We start from the raw sequence: 17,589 nt of genomic DNA, 5'->3' as shown, positions 1-17,589 counted from the left end.
AAGAAAGGAACGTCATGAAATCTGCACTCTCCACCCTGATGATCTCGATCGCCCTCAGTACGTCCGCCTGGGCACAGCAGAAGGCCGACGAGCACGCGGGTCACCATGCCGCGAGCAGCCCGACGGCCGCGGCCGACGAGATGACCGACGCGGAAGTCCGAAAGGTCGACCTCGACGCGGCCAAGATCACGTTGAAGCATGGCGACATCAAGAGCCTGGAAATGCCGGCCATGACCATGGTGTTCAACGTGCGCGACAAGGCCATGCTCGGCCAGGTCAAGGCCGGAGACAAGGTGAAGTTCAAGGCCGTCAACGAGGCGGGCAAGTTCACGGTCACGGACCTCAAGGTGGTTCGCTAAGTCCTGCGAGGACGGCGCGATGCGCTCATCGGCCGCGAAGGTGCTCAGCGTCGGCATTGTTGCGACGCTGAGTGCCGCGGGTCTGGCGTGGCATGAGTGCGTGTTGCTCGCGGCCTCCGCGGCTGCTGCGCATCGGCTGTTCCTTTGGCGCATGGACGCCGCCGCTCCATGGGATGCATGGCGCGCCGGTGTGCGATGTCTCTTCGCCGGCCTGCTTGGGCTGCTGGCCGCCGTTGCGCTGTTCGCCATCATCGCGGCCGGCTTGGCGGGCTACTGGGAGATGGGGCACCGCCATGCGCGCGCCACGCTCGCATTGGTCACCGCCGCCGCCGCCCTCCTGGTCCTTGTGCAGTTGGACTGGCGGGCCCGTTGGGCCGAAATGCGCTTTTGGGCCTTCAGCGCCGGTGGCATCGCGGTGACGTTCGCGGCCTTGCGGCCCGACCTGGAGTTGCTCCCATGCCTGGTCTCCGCAGGCATCGGGACGTGGCTGGGCTTTGCAAGCTGGCGGATGGTCCGAACGCAGGCGCGCGATCTCCTGCGATCAGACGCGAGGATGTGAGGCCGATCAGGACGAGCGCATGAAACGAAGCCGGTTGCTCCTGGCGGTCGCTGCGATCGGGGCGGTGGCCCTGCTCGTTGCCATCTCGCGCCTGGCGCCAAAGCTGGCAAGCACCGGGCTGCTCAAACCTGACGATGTCGAGGTGACGGCGCGGGGGCGGCAGGTCTACGGAACGCACTGTGCCGCCTGTCACGGGGCGAAGCTCGAGGGCCAGCCCAACTGGCGCCAGAGAGACGCGCAAGGCCGCCTGCCGGCACCGCCACACGACGCCACCGGGCACACGTGGCACCACCCCGACGAGACGCTGTTCCAAATCACGAAGTTCGGCGTCGCCAAGGCTGCCAACCTGGCGTCGTACGAATCCTCGATGCCTGCGTACAAGGGCGTGCTGACCGATGCCGAAATCGTGGCCGCGCTCTCCTGGATCAAGGCCCAGTGGCCCGTCAGCATCCGGGCCAAGCACGACGAAATGAACCGAAGTTCGTCCCAGCAGCGCTGAGCCGATGCCGCACGAGTTCAGGAACCTCTCGAGTCTTTCGCACGGCGAGTTGGGGCTCATGCTGGTCGGCGGCTTGGCGAGCGCTGCGGTCATCATCGGACTGGCGCTGGTCCTCGCCTGGAAGAACCGTCGCAGGAATGCCGACGGGAGCCGGCCACAGCAGCCGAAGCCTCGGAAGGCGAAGCGCCGAAAGCGACGATGAGGCCGGGTGGGGAAACGTGTCGCGCGTCAAGGCAGCACCGTGCGACATCGAAGATGATGCTGACCCAACAAGGATCAAAGTTCATGCAGACCGCCAGAATCGCCATGACCGCCATTGCGTTGGTGACGGCAGGCCAAGCCTTCGCGGCCTCCCACATCGTCGAGATCGCCTGGAGCCGCGACGGCGCGTTCGCTCACGGCGCCAGCGTCGAGCCCGGCAAATTCGTCGAGCTTTGCGGCAAGCTCGCGCCGGGGGACTCCATTCGCTGGGAGTTCGCCGCGTCGGTACCCGTCGACTTCAACATCCACTATCACGTGGGCAAGGAGGCCGAGTTCCCGGCCAAACAGGCTCAGGTGAGTTCCGGGCAGGACACCTTGCGGGTTGCGGTGCGCGAGGACTACTGCTGGATGTGGAGCAACAAGTCGTCGAGCCGGGCGAGAGTCGATGTTCGGCTTCAGCGCCAGAACTGAGGTCGTGGCGGCCGATGCGCATGGGGACCGAGACACTGCCGCTGAAGCGCATTGACGCGGGGCACGGTCAGCATTGCGCAGTCCTGCTGCACGGACTGGGCGGGACCCATCGCTACTGGACCTGCGGTCCGGTGCCGTTCGCACTGTCGGGGCACCGCACCGTCCTGATCGACCTGCTCGGCTTCGGTGAGTCGCCGAAGCCCTGGACGCGCTACAGCGTCGAGCGCCACGTCGCTGCTTTGCATGCGAGCCTGGCCGGGGAGCGCTCCCTGACGCTGGTCGGGCACTCGCTCGGGGCCGCGCTGGCACTTGCCTATGCCGCCCGCTATCCGTCGGTCGTCAGGCGGCTCGTGCTGATCAGTCTCCCCAACTTCGGTGGCGCCGAAGGAGCCGTCGCCTGGTTTGCGCGGCAGCGTGGCGGCTGGATCTACACGAACATGTGGGCGACCGCGCTCGCATGCATCCTGACGCGGCGCGTCGTCGGACGCCTGTTGCCGCGCCTTCTTCGCGACATCCCGCGCGAAGTCGCCGAAGACCTCGTTGCGCACAACATGGTGTCATCGACCTCGTCGTTGTGGGAGGCCCTGTATCGGCATGACCTGCGCGCCGAGGCCGAGGCGACGGCGCAGATCCTGCCGGTGCTGATGTTGCACGGCGGTGCGGATCTGACCGCGCCTTTGGCTGGGGCGCAGGAACTGGCGGCCACGCGCTCGACGTGGGAGATGCGCATTCTCGGCGGCGTGGACCACCATCCCTGGTTGCGAGTGCCGCACGAATGCATGCAACACATTGAGCAGTGGCTGTCGCGACTCGGGGAGCAGGCGCCGGTGAACCCCGCCGAGCAATCTGCTCGCGCCGCAGGCCCCGGCGTGAAGGTGCACCCATGAGCGGCGTGTCCCTGTCGGACCTGATGGGCGTCGGGATTGCGCTGGCGGCGGGCCTGCTCATCGGCCTGGAACGCGGCTGGCATCAACGTGATCTGCCCGACGGCCACCGCGTTGCCGGTCTGCGCACGTTTGCGCTGATCGGCTTGCTCGGCGGCCTGAGCGGTCTGCTGTCGCAACGATGGGGGGCAATCATTCTGGTCGTCGTGCTGGCCGTGGTGGCGCTGCTGATCCTGGCTGGCTACATCGTGACGGCCCGCATGCACAGCGTCATGGGCCTGACCACGGCGATGGCCGCCATCACCACGTTCCTCGTCGGCGTGCTGGCGGCGGGTGGCAGCACACTGCTCGCCGCTGCCGTCGCGGTGGTGACGGTCGCGCTGCTGCAACTCAAGCGGCCGATGCACAGCGGCATCGGCAAGCTCACCGAAGGCGAGTTGACCAGCGGCATTCAACTGCTGCTGATCAGCGTCGTCATCCTTCCGGTCCTCCCCGATCGCGGGTTCGGTCCCTTCGAGGCGCTGAATCCGTACAAGCTCTGGTGGGCGGTTGTGCTGCTCGCGTTGCTCTCGTTCCTTGGATTCGTCCTGATGCGTTGGTTCGGTGCCCGGCGCGGTCTGACCCTGACCGCACTGCTGGGCGGACTCGTGTCCAGCACGGCCACCACCGCGACGCTGGCGCGCTGGTCCAAGGAGAGTCCGCAGTGGCGGCCACTGGCTGCCGGAGGGGCAACGCTCGCGTGCGCGGCCATGTTCGGCCGCATGGCGGTGCTTGTCGGCGTCGCCGCGCCGGCTCTCGGCACGGCGACCATCGGGACCCTGGCCGCCATGGCCGTTGCCGGGGCTGCCTTCGGCGCGCATCTGACCACGCGCGAGCATGCGGCGGATCTGCCGGATCTGTCGACGCAGAATCCGCTGAAGCTGACCGCGGCCGTCCAGTTCGCGCTGTTCCTTGCTGCGGTGCTTCTGGCCGGGCGATTCCTCGCGGACCGGTTCGGTGACGCCGGATTGCTGGTCACGGCGGCGATCTCCGGCCTGGTCGACGTCGATGCCATCACCCTGTCGGTGGGCCGAATGGTCGGCGATGGGGTCGTGGGCGGCTCGGTCGCGGCCCTGGCCGTCTTTCTCGCGGCCGCCGTCAACCAGGTCACCAAGCTCGGGCTGTTGTGGGTGCTCGACAGTCGATCGCTGGCGCTGAGGGTGCTGCCGGCTTATGCGGTGATGGCACTTGTCGGTGTCGGAGCAGCGCTCGCACTGCGCTGAACGGCGTTGACTTTCCAGCTGTGGCACCTGTTCCTGCTGGCCAGCGCTTCGCTGCTCGGCCTGCTCTTGGTGCTCGTACTCGCCGAGCCCGGGCTGCCCTACGACATCGACGACCGCCTCCCGTCGCCGGAAGATCACGAGTTCATGGGCCTGCTCGCAGCGCTGGTCGATGCTCCCGTCGCGAAGGCAGCCTCGATCGAGGTGCTGACGAACGGGGTCGCGTTCTATCCGGAGGAGTTGGCCACCATCGCCCGCGCCCGTCGCAGCGTGCACCTGGAAGCCTACGTGTTCCATGTGAGCGCTGTGACGGACAAACTCGTCGACCTGCTGACCGAGCGTGCGCGCGCCGGCGTCAGCGTGCGCCTGGTCATCGACGCGATCGGCAGCTGGCGAACGCCTTCTGCGTACTTCGACGGGCTGCGCGCGGCTGGCGGCGAGATCGCCTGGTACCAGCCGGTGCGGTGGCACACGCTGAAGCGGTTCAACAACCGCACGCACCGCGAACTGATCGTCGTCGATGGCGAGGTTGCGTTCGTCGGCGGTGCTGGCTTCGCGAGCTGGTGGGACACCGGGCCGCCCGGTCAGCCGCCGTGGCGCGACACCATGGTGCGGCTCGAAGGAACCATCGTCACGTCGGTGCAGGCCGCCTTCGCCGAGAACTGGCTCGAGAGCACCGGCCAGCTGCTCACCGATCCCGGATCCTTTGCCCACTGCCGCGCTCTCGGCAGCCAGCCGGCCGTGGGCACCGATGCGATCATCGTGACAGGTACGCCGTCGGCGGGCCGGGCTACGCGGGCACGCATGTTGTTCCAGTTGCTGATTGCCGGCGCGCGCCGGTCGATCCGCATCACCTCGCCGTACTTTCTGCCGGACCGCAGCATGCGGGCTGAACTGCGAAAGGCCGTGCAACGCGGCGTGCGTGTGCAGGTCGTCGTGCCTGGCGCTTTCAACAACCACCCGATCGCCCGGCGGGCGAGCCGGCGCCGCTATGGGGACCTGCTCAGCGCCGGCGTGGAAGTGCTGGAGTACGAACCCGGCATGAACCACAGCAAGGCGCTGCTCGTCGACGAGCTGTGGGTCGTCGTCGGGTCCAGCAATTTCGACAACCGATCGTTCGGCCTGAACGACGAACTCAATCTTGCCTTGCCCGATCGCGCGCTGGCAGCGCGCCTGCGCGAGGACTTCGAGCGCGACGCTGCGCTCAGCAGGTCCGTCGACCTGCGCGATTGGCGCCGGCGGCCGATGTCCGAGCGGCTGCTGGCGCTGCTCGGTGCGGTGGTGGAGCGGCAGCAGTAGGGCATTAGGGCGGTACCGCGACTCGTTGACGTGAGCGGCCGATCGGGACCGGAGTCCGTAGTCGACTACGGAGCATTGTTGATGCCGATCAAACGGCGTTGGCGAGTCCGCGCCTATTCTCGACTCGACGACTCCGCCTCGTTTCGCCCACGCGTCATCATCATGTTCAGCGATCGCCGACGTCTCCGCCGATGGGCAGCCCGGGTGCTGCTCGTGTGGCTGTTCGGCCTCGCGATGGGCGTGGCCAACGCCTGCGCTCTGGGCGAGCCGGCGCATCACCGCTCCGATGCGGCGACGCCTTTTGCCGCCGACGCTGTTCAGAAACACCAACACGGCGACGAGCAAGGTGACCTCGCCAAGGTCAACTGCCTGGACTTCTGCGAGAAGCCCTCTCTCGGTGCTCCGCAGTTGAAGGTGGTCGGTGATGGCTTGGCTGCGCTGGGTTTCGCGCTGCCGGTCTCCCACACGCTTTCGGTAGCCGGCCAGGCCGATCCCGCAGTGGGTCGCCTGATGGTCGACTCGCCGACCCTGCCCGGCGGGCCCCCGCCGCGCATCGCGTTCCAGCGCCTCGCGCTTTGACACCCCCGGACGCCACGCGGATCTGATCCGCGTCGCGCCCTGCCTTCCGTTCGCCATCGCGCCCGCAGCGGCGCTGTGAGGCAGCGGCATTCCCCGTTCGTGTTTGCGTTCCGTGTCGTTCCTTACATCAGGAGTCTTGTCATGCGTACCCCCTTCCTTCTGACGTCCCTTGTCGCCCTCGCGGTCGGCGCTTCTGCCGCGGTGGCACAGGAACGTCCCGCGGCCGACCCGGCTGCCGCTGCCGCGGCTTCTGTGCCGATGCCCATGGACTGCAATGCCGGCGCGATGAAGCGCCATGACCACGGCGCCGAGCGCAATGCGCCTTCGGCCAGGTCCATGCCCTGTGCGCCAGCCGAAGCGGCATCCGGCGCCAAGTCCAAGGCCAGGACCAAGCCCGTGCACGACCACGCGAAGTTCCACAAGAACCAGTGACCGACGCATCAACGCAGCCAGGAGATCTTCCATGAACCACTCCCATGAACACGGCAACGGCGGCCCGTCCGGCCCGAACTGGTCCCGCATCAATCAATGGGTGCTGTGGATCGGTCTGGCTGCCGCAGTCGCCTGGATGTTCTTCCGCCACAACGCGCACCTCGGGCAACTGCTGCCATTCCTGATCCTGCTGGCCTGCCCGCTGATGCACCTGTTCGGGCACGGCGGGCATGGTGGCCACGGTGGGCATGGCGGCGGGTCGGAGACGAAGCCCAAGGACGACGCGCGCCAGCTTCCCCCCGGTGGCCAGGGCGGCCACCAGCACTGAAACCCAAGGAGTCCCAACATGCAAACCACTGAACTCAAAGTCAACGGCATGACCTGCGGGTCCTGCGTCGCGTCGGTCACCAAGGCGCTCAAGCGCGTCCCCGGCGTGCAGGACGTCGAGGTCGATCTCGGCAGCGGCATCGCGCGTGTCCGCGGCGAGCACGCCGCGCATCAGGTGCCGGAACTCGTCGCTGCGCTGGGCGAGGCTGGCTATCAAGCGGACGCTGCGGCTGGCGCCCAAACCGCGCATCAGCATCCGACCGGTGGCTGTGGCAGTGGTGCCGGTGCGGCCACCAAGGGTCGCGGCGGTTGCTGCTGCGGTTGAGACTCATGTCGACATCGAACACCGCCGTTGCGACCGATTCCGCGGGCCTCACGCCTGGTCGCCTGGTCGTCCGCTATTGGCTGGACGCGCTGTGGCGCGCCACAGCGGCGGCCGACACGCTGCGCGAGCGTGCGGCCAACATGAGCGCGCACGAGGCCGCAGGTATGCCGCCGCTGCTGCACTTTGAGTCCGAGCCGGTGGCAGACGGGCGGGACCTCGATCCGCCGTCGAACTACCGGCTGCTGCGCGTCACGCGCTGCGGCACTGACGCGCTTGAGAAGCACGTGCGCAAGGGCGCCGCACCGGTGATCGTCGTCGACCCGCGCGCCGGGCATGGTCCCGGCATCGGCGGCTTCAAGCGCGATTCGGAAGTTGGCATGGCGCTGCTCGAAGGCCACCCGGTCTACTTCGTCGTCTTCGACCCGGAGCCGGTCGAGGGCCAGACGATGGGGGCCGTCGTGCAGACGCTGGCGGCCTTCATCGACATCGTTGCCGGGCGCCATCGCGGCAAGGCACCGATCGTCTACGGCAACTGCCAGGGCGGCTGGGCGATCACGCTGGCGCTATCGCATTGCCAGCATCGCGCGGCGCTGGCGGTGCTGAACGGCTCGCCGCTGTCGTACTGGGCCGGTGAGCGCGGCGTCAACCCGATGCGGCTGCTGGGCGGCTTCACCGGTGGCGTCTGGCCGGCGCACTGGATGTCGGACTTGGGCAACGGCCGCTTCGATGGCGCGTGGCTGGTGCAGAACTTCGAGGCGTTGCGGCCCGAGGGCGTGTTCAGGAAGTACGACACGCTCTTTGCGCAACCGGAGGCCGAGCGCGATCGCTTCCTGGAGTTCGAGCGCTGGTGGAACGGCTTCTACCAACTCGCACGAGAGGAGATGCTGGCCATCGCCGGGGAGCTGTTCGTCGGCAACCGCCTCGAGAACGGGGAGGTCGTGGTCGACGGCCATTGCCGTGCGGATCTCAAGCGCATCGGGGCGCCGCTGGTGATCTTCAGCTCCTACGGCGACAACATCACGCCGCCGCACCAGGCGCTGGGCTGGCTGAAGGAAGTGTTTGCCACGACCGAGGACCTGGTGGCTGCCGGCCAGCGTGTCGTCTACCTGCTGCACAAGCAGGTGGGCCACCTCGGCATCTTCGTGTCGGCGGGCGTGGCGCGGCGCGAGCATCGCGCCATCCTGCACCACGCCGGAACGATCCAGGACCTTGCGCCCGGCCTCTACGAGATGGTTCTCGACGACGCCGCCACGGGCGACGGCGCCACCGCGGCCCGCTTCGAACCACGTCGCCTGGAGGACCTGCCGTTCGACGCCAACCCGGCTGGATTCGACAAGGTGCAGGCGCTGTCCGAGGCCGCCGAGCGTGCCTATGCGCAATGGGTCTCGCCGTGGGTGCGCATGGCGGTCACGCCCGCATCCGCACGCCTGCTGCGCGAACTGCATCCGATGCGCGTCAGCCGGCAGGTCTGGTCCGAAAGGGCGACGCCGGCGCTGGCCTGGTTGCCGTGGATGCAGCAGTGGCTCGACCAGTGGGGCGCGCACGACTCGGACCGCAAGGCCAACCCCTGGTACCAGCTGGAGCGCGTCGGCGCGGACGCCTACGCGCAGGCCTGGGAGTCGTGGCGCACGAGCCGCGACCTCTGGGCCGAGCTGGTGTTCCAGCAGATCTATGCCCGATGACCAGCAGGCCGATCGCCGAGAGGAGTCACGCCATGAGAACCATCCCGCTGCCGGCACAAGGCTGGCGATTCCTCACCGCGACGTGGCTGTTGCTATTGCTGGCCACGATGCTGAGCCCGGCGCTGGCCCAGAGCCGGATGGAGCGGTCCGGCGTCACCCTCTACTGGGGGCTCGTGCCGGCCGCGGTCGTGGCCGACAAGCATGCGCTGGCCGAACTGCACGGCGGTCCGCCCAAGGGCGGTGGTCAGGTGCACCACCTCGTCGTGGCGCTCTACGACAGCGCGAGCGGCCGTCGCATCGAGGACGCGGTGGTGCGCGCGCAGCTCAGCGAAGCTGGCATCGTCGACGAGCCGGCGAAGTACCTGCTGCCGATGAAGGTCAACGACCAGGCCAGCTACGGGCAGGTCTTCGGCGTTGCCAAGGACGGGCCGTACCGGTTCCGGCTCTGGGTGCGGCTGCCGTCGCGGACCGACGAGATCGAGTTCAGGTTCGACGCCTGGTCGCCGCACCGCGCCGAGCGCTGAAGGAGAAGGGCAATGACCATACCGACGAAGCTTCCCGACACCGACCAGGGTCGCGCCCGGGCCCGGTGGATCTTCTGGGCGTTCGCGGCGGTGGCGCTGCTGCTGCTGGTACTGGAACACCGGGCGCATGCGCTCGGCTGGTGGCTGCACGCGCTGCTCGGACTGTGCATCGTGCTGCTGTACCTCCTCGTGCGATTCCAGGGTGACGGCGTACGAAAGAGCGGTCCGCGCTGAACGCCGGTCGACCCTCGAAGTAACACAGCAAGGCGATTCAATGGAAACCATCGATCTTTCCGGCCGCCGGGGCCTCGTGGTCGGCGTCGCGAATGCCGACAGCCTGGCCTGGTCTGCCACGCGGCACTTCCGCAATGCCGGTGCGGAGCTGGCCATGACCTACTACAACGAGAAGGCTCGGTCCTTCGTCGCGCCGCTCGCGGAGGAGGTGCAGGCGCAGCTGCTGCCGTGCAACGTGCTGGAGGAGGGGCAATTGGAGGCGGTCTTCGACGCCCTACGCGACCGCTGGGGCAGGCTCGACTTCGTCTTCCACTCGATCGCGTCGGCGCGCAAGGAAGACCTGCAGGGCCGCCTGGCCGACTGCTCGGGCGTCGGGTTCGCCGAGGCGATGCTGGTGTCCTGCCACTCCTTTATCCGCATGGCCAAGCTCGCAGAGCCGCTGATGCGGGAGGGCGGCAGCCTGACGACGGTCAGCTACTACGGCGCCGAGAAGGTCGTCGAGCACTACAACGTGATGGGGCCGGTGAAGGCGGCGCTCGAGGCCTCGGTGCGCTATCTCGCGCACGAACTCGGGCCCGCCGGCATCCGCGTCAACGCCATCTCCGCGGGCCCGGTGCGAACGCGCGCGGCCTCCGGCATTACCCACTTCGACGAGCTGCTTGACGAGGCCGCGCGCCGGTCGCCGCAGCGTCGTACCGTGGACGGCTGCGAGGTCGGCCGTGTGGCGCTGCTTCTGGCCAGTCCCTACGCGTCGGCGATCACCGGCGAAGTGGTGCACGTCGACGCCGGATTCCATGTCGAAGGCATGGTGTTCCATTGAGGGCGGCGGGCCGGGCCATGCACATCCTTTCGCTCAACGCCGGCAGCGCGACGCTCAAGTTCGGCGTGTTCGATCCGGCCTCGGCCACGCCGCTGATGGAGGCGACGATCGAGCATCCCGCGGTCGATGCCGCGGCGTTCGACGAGATCGAGCGCCGGCTGCGCGATGCCGGCATGCCGGCGATCGATGCCGTCGGCCATCGTGTCGCGCACGGCGGACCCCGCCTGAGTGAGGCCGCGCTTGTCGACGCGGACACCGAGCGCGAGATCGACCAGGCCGCCCCGCTGGCGCCCCAGCACAACCCGGTCGCGCTGGCCGGCATCCGTCTGGCGCGCGAACGCTGGCCGGGCCTGCCGCAGGTGGCCGTGTTCGACACCGCGTTCCATGCCGGCATGCCCGAGCAGGCGTCGCTCTATGCGGTGCCGCAGGCCTGGCGCGACGCCGGGGTGCGCCGATACGGCTTTCATGGCCTGTCGCATCGGCACGTGCTCGAAGCGGTGAGCGGTGCGCTGGAACGGGCTCCTGAGGATCTGCGCATCGTCAGCTGCCACCTCGCAACGGTGCCAGCGTCTGCGCGATCGACCGCGGCCGGTCCATCGATACCTCGATGGGGATGACGGCGCTGGAGGGGCTCGTGATGGGCACGCGCAGCGGCGATCTGGACCCCGGCGTGCCGGCGTTCGTCGCGCGGACGCTCGGACTCGACCCGGCACAGATCGAAGCGGCGCTGTACCACGACAGTGGATTGAAGGCGCTGTCGGGCATCGGCTCGGACCTGCGCGAGATCGAGGCCCGGGCGCGCCAGGGCATGCCGGCGCCCGCACGGCGCTGCAGGTTCACGCCTACCGGGTTCGCAAGTACATCGGGGCCTACGCCGCGGCAATGGGCGGCTGCGACGCCGTCGCCTTCACCGGCGGGGCAGGGGAGAACTCTGCCGCGCTGCGCCGGCGCATCCTGGAGGGCCTGCAGTTCCTCGGCGTGCGTCTCGACGAAGACCGCAACGAGTCCTTCGGCGCGTCCGGTGCCGCGGTCGCCGAACTGCAGGCACCGCGCTCGCAGGTGGCGGTGCTGGCGGTGCGCTCGCGCGAGCAGTGGGTCATCGCCCGCGAGACCGCGGCGGTGCTGCGCCGAGCCGAGCGCGCCGCGGCGCGGCAGGACTTCTCGATGCCGGTGGCGATCTCGGCCCACCACGTGCATCTCACGCAGGCCGCCGTCGAGGCCTTGTTCGGCACCGGCCACGCGCTGCGCGTGTTGCAGCCGCTCAGCCAGCCCGGCTTCTTCGCCGCCGAGGAAACGGTTTCCGTGATCGGCGAGCGCGGCCGGCTCGAACGCGTGCGCGTCGTCGGGCCCTGCCGTGCGGCCAACCAGATCGAGGTCAGCCGCACCGAGGCCATCCGGCTCGGCATCGAGGCGCCGCTGCGCCTGTCCGGCGATCTCGCGGGCAGCGCCGAGGTCACGCTGGCGGGCCCGGCAGGGGCCTTGCGCACCCCGGGTTTGATCGTTGCGCGCCGCCACCTGCACCTGACGAGCGCCGATGCGCGGCGGCTCGGTGTCCAGGATCGAGGGGAGATCGAGGTCGCGCTCGACACGCCGCGCGGCACGGTGTTGCGCCATGTCGCCCTGCGTGTCGACGACGGCGCGGTGCTCGAACTGCATCTGGACACCGACGAGGCCAACGCCGCTGGATTGCGCGGTGCCGGCGAGGGCGTGCTGCAGAGCGCCGCCTGCACGGCCCGCGTCTGCGGCCAGCGCGACCACGAGAACCACGCGTCCTGCGAGACGCATTGATCGACAGGAGAAACGTCATGGCAAGCAACGAAGTCGTCCTTTGCGGTGCGGTTCGCACTCCCATCGGCACCTACGGCGGTGCGCTCAAGGACCTGCCGGCCGCCGAACTCGGCGCCGCGGTGATCCGCGAGACGTTGCTGCGCAACGGCCTTGCCGGGGCGCAGGTGCAGTCGCTCGTGATGGGCAACGTCATTCAGGCCGGCAACCGGATGAACCCGGCTCGCCAGGCAGGGCTCGCGGCGGGGCTTCCCGTCGAAGTGCCCGCGCTGACGGTCAACCGTGTCTGCGGATCCGGGGCACAAGCCGTCGTCAGCGCAGCGCTCGAGGTGGCCGCCGGCATGGTCGACTGCGCGGTGGCCGGCGGCATGGAGAACATGGACCGCGCGCCCTACCTGTTGCCGCAGGGACGCTGGGGTGCGCGCATGGGCGACGTGACGCTGTTCGACAGCATGCTGCTGGACGGCCTGCACGACGCCGTCAGCGGGCAGCATGCCGGCTGGCACACCGAGGACCTGGTGATCCGTTGCGGCATTTCGCGGGAAGACCAGGACCGCTGGGCGCTGCGCTCGCAGCGGGCGTTCTCGGCCGCGCAGGCGGCGGGCCGGTTCGACGGCGAGATCGTCACCCTGCAGGTGCCTGGTCGGAAGGGGCCGGTGCCGTTCGCGCGCGACGAGCACAACCGGCCCGAGACGACAATGGAGTCGCTGGCGCGGCTCAAGCCCGCCTTCCGCAAGGAGGGCACCATCACCGCGGGCAATGCGCCAGGCCTCAACAGCGGCGCGGCCGCGATGGTGGTGGCCGAGCGCGACTGGGCCGAGCGCCAGGGGCTGCAGCCGCAGGCGCGCCTGGCGGCTTTCGGCATCGGCGCCGTGGACCCGAACTTCTTCGGGCTCGGGCCGCTGCCGGCCGTGCGCCAGGCGCTCGAGCGTGCCGGCTGGACCATCGGGGACGTCGACCGGGTCGAGATCAACGAGGCCTTCGCGGCCATCGCGCTGGCCTGCCAGCGCGAACTCGGTTTCGCCGAGGACGTGGTCAACGTCGAGGGCGGCGCCATCGCGCACGGGCACCCGATCGGAGCGACCGGAGCGATCCTCACCACCCGGCTGCTGCACGCGATGCAGCGCGACGGCCTGCGCCGCGGCATCGTGACGCTGTGCATCGGCGGCGGCCAGGCCGTTGCGCTGGCGCTCGAGCGGATCTGAGCAATGCAGGCCGGCCCGGTCATGCAGGGACTTGACCCATGTGCAGCACCCGGGTCGAGACTCGCTGCCCGGGAGTCGACGCGGCCCTGCGGCGACGGAGAAATTCGATGCGATTGATCGAGTGCGCGCGGCAGGCCGGCGTGTCCGCCGACACGCTGCGCCACTATCTGCGGGTCGGCCTGGTGGTGGCGGATGGCCGGACCGAGAACGGCTACCGCACGTTCTCGGAGCGCAGTGTCGCGCGCGTGCGCTTCATCCGCGGCGCGCTGGCGCTGGGTTTTACGCTCAGGGACGCTGGCGAACTCGTCGAGATGGGGCAGCGTGGCGAACTGCCGTGTCCGCGTGCGCGCACCTTGCTCGACCAGCGACTCGCGGAGCAGGGTCGTCAATTGGACGCCGCCATGCGGCTGCATCGGCGCATGCAGCGGGCGGTGGCCGACTGGAAGCGGCGTCCCGATGGCGTGCCCGACGGCCACTCCGTGTGTGGCCTCATCGAGGGGTTCGCGCAGGAGCCGGCTTCGGCCGCGCGATGCGACCGCGGAGCCTCCGCTGGGCGAAGGAGCGAGGGATGAGCCAAGCCGCCGGCCCGACCCACGAGCTCTGGGATTCGGAGCCGTACAGTGGCCCGGCGGCCCGGCGGGCCATCGCCCTCGCGCGCGCCTGGACGGCCGAGGCGAGTCGGGCACTTGCCTGGGAGTCGACCCGCGTCGTCGACCGGCACGGACTGGACCGGTTCCCCGGGCACCGGACGACGCCGATCGTTGCGGCGATCGTGGCTGCCGCGGGCGCGACGATGCCGCACTTCTCGCTGCGGTCCGGCGCGGGGACTTGGAGCAGCGCCGACTCGATGGCGACGCTGACCGGGGTGGAACTCGATCGTGCGACTGCAGCCATCATCACCTCGCGCGAGGGCATGTGCGTCGCCCGCGCGGACGCCGCGGGCGTGGCAACGAACGTGCCGTGGAGTCCCACGGCGGATGACGCGAGCCTCGTGGCGTCGGCACTGTCGCGCCGGGTGGCTGCCGGCGTGGGGAGCCTGCTCGTCAACGTGACGGTCGGACGGGGTACCGGCGTGCCCGACGACGAACGCTTCCATCGCCTGCAAGCCCTGCTAAGGGCCGTGGGCGCAGCGGTCGGCGTGCAGGTTCGCGTCGCTCGTTCGGCCGGTACTCAGCCGGTGGGTCTGGGCATCGGTCCGGCACCCGAGGCGATGGACGTGTTGGCCGTGCTGCGCGGCGCCGCGGCGGCGCCGGTCGACCTGCGCATGCACGCGCTGGCCGAAGCCGGCCTGCTGCTCGAGATGTGCGGCGCGAGCCGACCCGGACATGGCGAGCTCGACGCCTGGCGACTGCTCGACAGCGGCGCCGCATGGGGGCGCTTCCAGGCCCTGTGCGAGGCCCAGGGTGGGATGCGTGAGCCGACGCTGGCGCCGATCGCCGAAACCATCACGGCCGAACACGCTGGCCACGTGAGGTCGCTGGACGGCGCGCATGTGCAGCGCGTCGCGGTGCTGGCTGGCGCAGCGCAAGGAGCCGGCGCCGGCGTCGTGCTGCATGCCCGGATCGGCGAGCGGGTGCACCGGGGCCAGCCGCTGTTCACCGTTCACGCAGCGAGCCGGCAGTGCCTCACGGCCGTGACGGACGATCTGCGGCGCGCACCGCTGATTTCCGTCGACGACGTGTCTACCGCGACCCTGGCCGAACCACAAGACATGCACTGAAGAGACCAACCGATGGACCACTCGACCACGTTCGCTCGACCCCTGCCGCCGGACCTGCACGGTCCGGCGCTGCGTATCCTGCGCCGCTTGCTGGCAGGCATCGAACGGCCACCGGCGCTGAGGCTGGGCGATGCGATCCTGCACGAGCTCGAGACCCACCCCGAGTACACGCTCGTGATCCGCGACCCCGGGCTGCTGCGTCGCCTCGTGCTGCGGCCCGATCCGCTGTTGCTGGCCGACGCCTACTTCCGCGGTGTGATCGATGTCGAAGGCGATCTGTACAGCGCACTGGCATTGAAGGACCACTTCGAGGCGGTCTCGCTGACCTGGCGCGACAAGCTGGCGCTGTGGCGCGATGCGTTGATGCTGCGGGTGTCCGAGCAGGAGGGCCTGAAGCCGTCCGGCGGATTGGCCTCGCGCATGGCCCGGCGGTTTGCGCATCGCCATTCCCGCCGGACGGACCGGGCGGCGATCTCGTTCCATTACGACGTGTCCAACGCGTTCTACGGTCTGTGGCTGGACGCCGAGCGCGTTTATTCCTGCGCCTACTTCGAGACCGCCGACGACTCGCTCGAGCAGGCGCAGCGCAACAAGCTGGAGCACATCTGCCGCAAGCTGCGCCTGCAGCCCGGGGACCGCCTGCTCGACATCGGCTGCGGCTGGGGCGCGCTCGTGTGCTGGGCGGCCCGCCACCACGGCGTCCGGGCGCATGGCATCACGCTCAGCGAACGGCAGTTCGAGTACGCACGCGAGCGCATCCGGGTCGAAGGCCTGCAGGATCTCGTCACGGTCGAGCTGCGCGACTACCGCGACCTCGACGGCGTGGCGGTCTACGACAAGGTGTCCAGCGTCGGTATGTTCGAGCATGTCGGCCTGGCGAACCTGCCGGCCTACTACGCCGCCGTGCAGAGGGTGCTGCGACCGGGCGGGCTGTTCCTCAACCATGGGATCACCCACGACGAGGAGGGCTGGAACCGGACGGTCGCGACGGAATTCATCAATCGCTACGTCTTCCCGGACGGCGAGCTCGATTGCGTCAGCAACATCCAGCTCGGGATGGAGCGGGCCGGCTTCGAGATCCATGATGTCGAGGGGCTGCGTCCGCACTACGCGCTGACGCTGCGGCACTGGGTCGAGCGGCTAGAGGCGCGTCGCGAGGAGGCGCTGCAGGAGGTCGGCGAGGTCACTTACCGCATCTGGCGGCTCTACATGGCGGCGTGTGCGCTCGAGTTCGAGGCGGGCGGCACGGGCATTTACCAGATCGTCGCCTCGAAGCGCGATCGCGGCACGTGGCCGGTCCCGTTGACCCGCCGCGATCTCTACCGTGAGTGATTGGTCATGGACGGTGCCGTCTCCGCGGCCGGCGGGCGAGATGCGTTCGGATCTCTCGGCCGGCGCCTTCGCGGCGCTGCTCGCGGCCGCAATGGCGGTGTCGATGGCGTATGGCGTGACATTGCCTGTGCTGCCCGGGTTGGTGGAGCGCGCGGGGGGCGGTTCGGCAGCCGACGTGGAAGGGCACACGGGCTGGCTCACCGGCACGTACACGCTCGCCCTGTTCCTGTTTGCGCCCGCCTGGGGCGCGCTGGCCGATCGGATCGATCGCCGCTGGGTGCTCGTCGCCGGGCTGGCCGGATCGAGCGCGGCGCTGTGGGCCCTGACCGGTTCGCTCGGACTTCGCGGGCTGTACGTGGTGCGTGCGATCGCCGGCCTGACCGCGGCGGCGGTGCTCCCGGCGGTGTTTGCCTATGTCGTCACCGCGTCGGCGCCGTCCCGCCTGCAGCGCCGCTTCGCCTGGATCGCATCGGCCACTGCCTTGGGCTTCCTGCTCGGTCCGGCACTCGGCGACGGGCTGGCCGCGCCGATACGCGCCGTGGGTGGCCATGGCGCGCTCAGTGCACTGGCGCTGCATGTCGTCGCTGTGGTCGGGTTGGTGGCGGCCGCAGGCGTGCTCACGCTGCCGGTCAACCGGGCCGTGCCCCCTGGCTTGGCCGGTGCGGCGCCCGGCGACGAGCGGCGCATCGTCCGCTCGCTGCTTTTGACGGCCGTCGTCGTGCTGGCGATCACGGTGGCCGAGGTCGGTGCCACCCTGGCGGCCCGCAGGGTGGCGGTCGCGGACGCGTGGCCGGTTTCGTTGTACTTCGCATTGTGCAGCGGCGTGATGATCGCCGTGCAGTTCTGGGCCCTGCCACGCCTGGAGCGCAGGCTGGGCGAGCCGCGGCTCGTCGTCGCCGCGCTCCTCGTGCTGTCGGCAGGCCTCGGCCTGCAGGCCGGCTCGAACGGGGGTGTCGTGACCGCCGCCGCGTTCGTGCTGGCAGCAGCCGGCATTGGCGTGCTGATCCCCTCGCTGGCCGTGCGTATCTCGAGCGCAGCCGGCACGCGCCAGGGCTGGGCGATGGGGCGGCAGGCCGCGGCGGCCAACCTCGGG

20 protein-coding genes and 3 pseudogenes are annotated in these 17,589 nt (G+C 69.6%); all 23 read left to right on the top strand.

Translation table 11 applies throughout. The features are described 5' to 3' along the window. Positions 1-14 precede the first annotated feature (14 nt). Complete coding sequence (locus tag x551_RS04845) at positions 15-359, top strand: copper-binding protein (protein ID WP_051511848.1); 345 nt, start codon at positions 15-17, stop codon at positions 357-359. A 19-nt stretch (positions 360-378) separates the two neighbouring features. Next, complete coding sequence (locus tag x551_RS04840; RefSeq protein ID WP_036231397.1) at positions 379-918, top strand: hypothetical protein; 540 nt, start codon at positions 379-381, stop codon at positions 916-918. 19 nt (positions 919-937) lie between these two features. Continuing rightward, a complete protein-coding gene (locus tag x551_RS04835) occupies positions 938-1,417 on the top strand; it encodes a c-type cytochrome (protein ID WP_036231399.1) in 480 nt (159 codons plus the stop codon). A gap of 255 nt (positions 1,418-1,672) precedes the next feature. After that, complete coding sequence (locus x551_RS25755; protein ID WP_036231404.1) at positions 1,673-2,089, top strand: hypothetical protein; 417 nt, start codon at positions 1,673-1,675, stop codon at positions 2,087-2,089. Between the two features lie 14 nt (positions 2,090-2,103). After that, on the top strand, positions 2,104-2,976 hold the full coding sequence (locus tag x551_RS25750; RefSeq protein ID WP_036231407.1) for an alpha/beta fold hydrolase: 873 nt from the start codon (positions 2,104-2,106) through the stop codon (positions 2,974-2,976). Continuing rightward, a complete protein-coding gene (locus x551_RS04815; protein ID WP_036231409.1) occupies positions 2,973-4,235 on the top strand; it encodes an MgtC/SapB family protein in 1,263 nt (420 codons plus the stop codon). The genes x551_RS25750 and x551_RS04815 overlap by 4 nt, the downstream gene beginning before the upstream one ends. Before the next feature lie 144 nt (positions 4,236-4,379). Further along, positions 4,380-5,369, top strand: a pseudogene (locus x551_RS04810) (phospholipase D-like domain-containing protein); the annotation flags it as partial. Beyond that, a pseudogene (locus x551_RS28095) lies at positions 5,306-5,539 on the top strand (hypothetical protein); the annotation flags it as partial. The pseudogenes x551_RS04810 and x551_RS28095, both read left to right, overlap by 64 nt. A 73-nt stretch (positions 5,540-5,612) precedes the next feature. Then, positions 5,613-6,110 carry a hypothetical protein gene (locus x551_RS04805; RefSeq protein ID WP_152543406.1) on the top strand — a complete coding sequence of 166 codons (498 nt, stop codon included), beginning with the start codon at positions 5,613-5,615 and terminating at the stop codon, positions 6,108-6,110. Between the two features lie 264 nt (positions 6,111-6,374). Next, positions 6,375-6,542 carry a hypothetical protein gene (locus x551_RS25745; protein ID WP_161727965.1) on the top strand — a complete coding sequence of 56 codons (168 nt, stop codon included), beginning with the start codon at positions 6,375-6,377 and terminating at the stop codon, positions 6,540-6,542. A gap of 31 nt (positions 6,543-6,573) precedes the next feature. Further along, positions 6,574-6,870, top strand: coding sequence for a DUF2933 domain-containing protein (locus x551_RS04800; protein ID WP_034399058.1), 297 nt, complete (start codon positions 6,574-6,576; stop codon positions 6,868-6,870). 18 nt (positions 6,871-6,888) lie between these two features. Continuing rightward, complete coding sequence (locus x551_RS04795) at positions 6,889-7,194, top strand: heavy-metal-associated domain-containing protein (protein WP_034399060.1); 306 nt, start codon at positions 6,889-6,891, stop codon at positions 7,192-7,194. Positions 7,195-7,199: 5 nt separating this feature from the next. After that, a complete protein-coding gene (locus x551_RS04790) occupies positions 7,200-8,876 on the top strand; it encodes a DUF3141 domain-containing protein (RefSeq protein WP_036231417.1) in 1,677 nt (558 codons plus the stop codon). Positions 8,877-8,908: 32 nt separating this feature from the next. Beyond that, a complete protein-coding gene (locus tag x551_RS04785) occupies positions 8,909-9,400 on the top strand; it encodes a hypothetical protein (RefSeq protein ID WP_051495643.1) in 492 nt (163 codons plus the stop codon). A gap of 12 nt (positions 9,401-9,412) precedes the next feature. Continuing rightward, on the top strand, positions 9,413-9,634 hold the full coding sequence (locus tag x551_RS04780) for a DUF2933 domain-containing protein (protein ID WP_036231418.1): 222 nt from the start codon (positions 9,413-9,415) through the stop codon (positions 9,632-9,634). 40 nt (positions 9,635-9,674) lie between these two features. Beyond that, a complete protein-coding gene (fabI, locus tag x551_RS04775) occupies positions 9,675-10,454 on the top strand; it encodes an enoyl-ACP reductase FabI (RefSeq protein WP_036231419.1) in 780 nt (259 codons plus the stop codon). 17 nt (positions 10,455-10,471) lie between these two features. Continuing rightward, positions 10,472-11,199: pseudogene (locus x551_RS26925) on the top strand (acetate/propionate family kinase); the annotation flags it as partial. Beyond that, entirely contained in the window at positions 11,199-12,242 is a 1,044-nt protein-coding gene (gene pduL, locus x551_RS26920; RefSeq protein ID WP_253950299.1) for a phosphate propanoyltransferase, read from the top strand. The pseudogene x551_RS26925 and the gene pduL, both read left to right, overlap by 1 nt. A gap of 17 nt (positions 12,243-12,259) precedes the next feature. Further along, positions 12,260-13,444, top strand: coding sequence for a thiolase family protein (locus tag x551_RS04760; protein WP_036231422.1), 1,185 nt, complete (start codon positions 12,260-12,262; stop codon positions 13,442-13,444). Between the two features lie 107 nt (positions 13,445-13,551). Continuing rightward, entirely contained in the window at positions 13,552-14,016 is a 465-nt protein-coding gene (locus tag x551_RS04755; RefSeq protein WP_081771214.1) for a MerR family transcriptional regulator, read from the top strand. Beyond that, on the top strand, positions 14,013-15,164 hold the full coding sequence (locus x551_RS04750) for a hypothetical protein (RefSeq protein ID WP_051511846.1): 1,152 nt from the start codon (positions 14,013-14,015) through the stop codon (positions 15,162-15,164). Before x551_RS04755 ends, x551_RS04750 begins: the two co-directional genes overlap by 4 nt. A gap of 12 nt (positions 15,165-15,176) precedes the next feature. Further along, entirely contained in the window at positions 15,177-16,496 is a 1,320-nt protein-coding gene (locus x551_RS04745; protein WP_036231425.1) for a cyclopropane-fatty-acyl-phospholipid synthase family protein, read from the top strand. A gap of 40 nt (positions 16,497-16,536) precedes the next feature. Beyond that, the coding region (locus x551_RS04740; protein WP_036247699.1) for an MFS transporter at positions 16,537-17,589 on the top strand (1,053 nt) is incomplete at its 3' end.

It is taken from the genome of Methylibium sp. T29 (assembly GCF_000576205.1).
In the GTDB taxonomy this organism is placed as follows: Bacteria; Pseudomonadota; Gammaproteobacteria; order Burkholderiales; family Burkholderiaceae_C; genus Methylibium; species Methylibium petroleiphilum.
Note: the sequence above shows the minus strand (reverse complement) of the source record. Positions and strands in the feature narration are given on the sequence as shown.

Excerpts from the sequence above, each read along its gene's own strand:
- x551_RS04750 (WP_051511846.1), top strand. The coding sequence starts at position 14,013 with ATGAGCCAAGCCGCCGGCCCGACCCACGAGCTCTGGGATTCGGAGCCG.
- x551_RS04840 (WP_036231397.1), top strand. The coding sequence starts at position 379 with ATGCGCTCATCGGCCGCGAAGGTGCTCAGCGTCGGCATTGTTGCGACG.
- fabI (WP_036231419.1), top strand. The coding sequence starts at position 9,675 with ATGGAAACCATCGATCTTTCCGGCCGCCGGGGCCTCGTGGTCGGCGTC.
- x551_RS25755 (WP_036231404.1), top strand. The coding sequence starts at position 1,673 with ATGATGCTGACCCAACAAGGATCAAAGTTCATGCAGACCGCCAGAATC.
- x551_RS04790 (WP_036231417.1), top strand. The coding sequence starts at position 7,200 with ATGTCGACATCGAACACCGCCGTTGCGACCGATTCCGCGGGCCTCACG.
- x551_RS04815 (WP_036231409.1), top strand. The coding sequence starts at position 2,973 with ATGAGCGGCGTGTCCCTGTCGGACCTGATGGGCGTCGGGATTGCGCTG.
- x551_RS04800 (WP_034399058.1), top strand. The coding sequence starts at position 6,574 with ATGAACCACTCCCATGAACACGGCAACGGCGGCCCGTCCGGCCCGAAC.
- x551_RS04805 (WP_152543406.1), top strand. The coding sequence starts at position 5,613 with ATGCCGATCAAACGGCGTTGGCGAGTCCGCGCCTATTCTCGACTCGAC.
- x551_RS25745 (WP_161727965.1), top strand. The coding sequence starts at position 6,375 with ATGGACTGCAATGCCGGCGCGATGAAGCGCCATGACCACGGCGCCGAG.
- x551_RS04760 (WP_036231422.1), top strand. The coding sequence starts at position 12,260 with ATGGCAAGCAACGAAGTCGTCCTTTGCGGTGCGGTTCGCACTCCCATC.
- x551_RS25750 (WP_036231407.1), top strand. The coding sequence starts at position 2,104 with ATGCGCATGGGGACCGAGACACTGCCGCTGAAGCGCATTGACGCGGGG.
- x551_RS04795 (WP_034399060.1), top strand. The coding sequence starts at position 6,889 with ATGCAAACCACTGAACTCAAAGTCAACGGCATGACCTGCGGGTCCTGC.
- x551_RS04845 (WP_051511848.1), top strand. The coding sequence starts at position 15 with ATGAAATCTGCACTCTCCACCCTGATGATCTCGATCGCCCTCAGTACG.
- x551_RS04780 (WP_036231418.1), top strand. The coding sequence starts at position 9,413 with ATGACCATACCGACGAAGCTTCCCGACACCGACCAGGGTCGCGCCCGG.
- x551_RS04745 (WP_036231425.1), top strand. The coding sequence starts at position 15,177 with ATGGACCACTCGACCACGTTCGCTCGACCCCTGCCGCCGGACCTGCAC.
- x551_RS04835 (WP_036231399.1), top strand. The coding sequence starts at position 938 with ATGAAACGAAGCCGGTTGCTCCTGGCGGTCGCTGCGATCGGGGCGGTG.
- x551_RS04755 (WP_081771214.1), top strand. The coding sequence starts at position 13,552 with ATGCGATTGATCGAGTGCGCGCGGCAGGCCGGCGTGTCCGCCGACACG.
- x551_RS04785 (WP_051495643.1), top strand. The coding sequence starts at position 8,909 with ATGAGAACCATCCCGCTGCCGGCACAAGGCTGGCGATTCCTCACCGCG.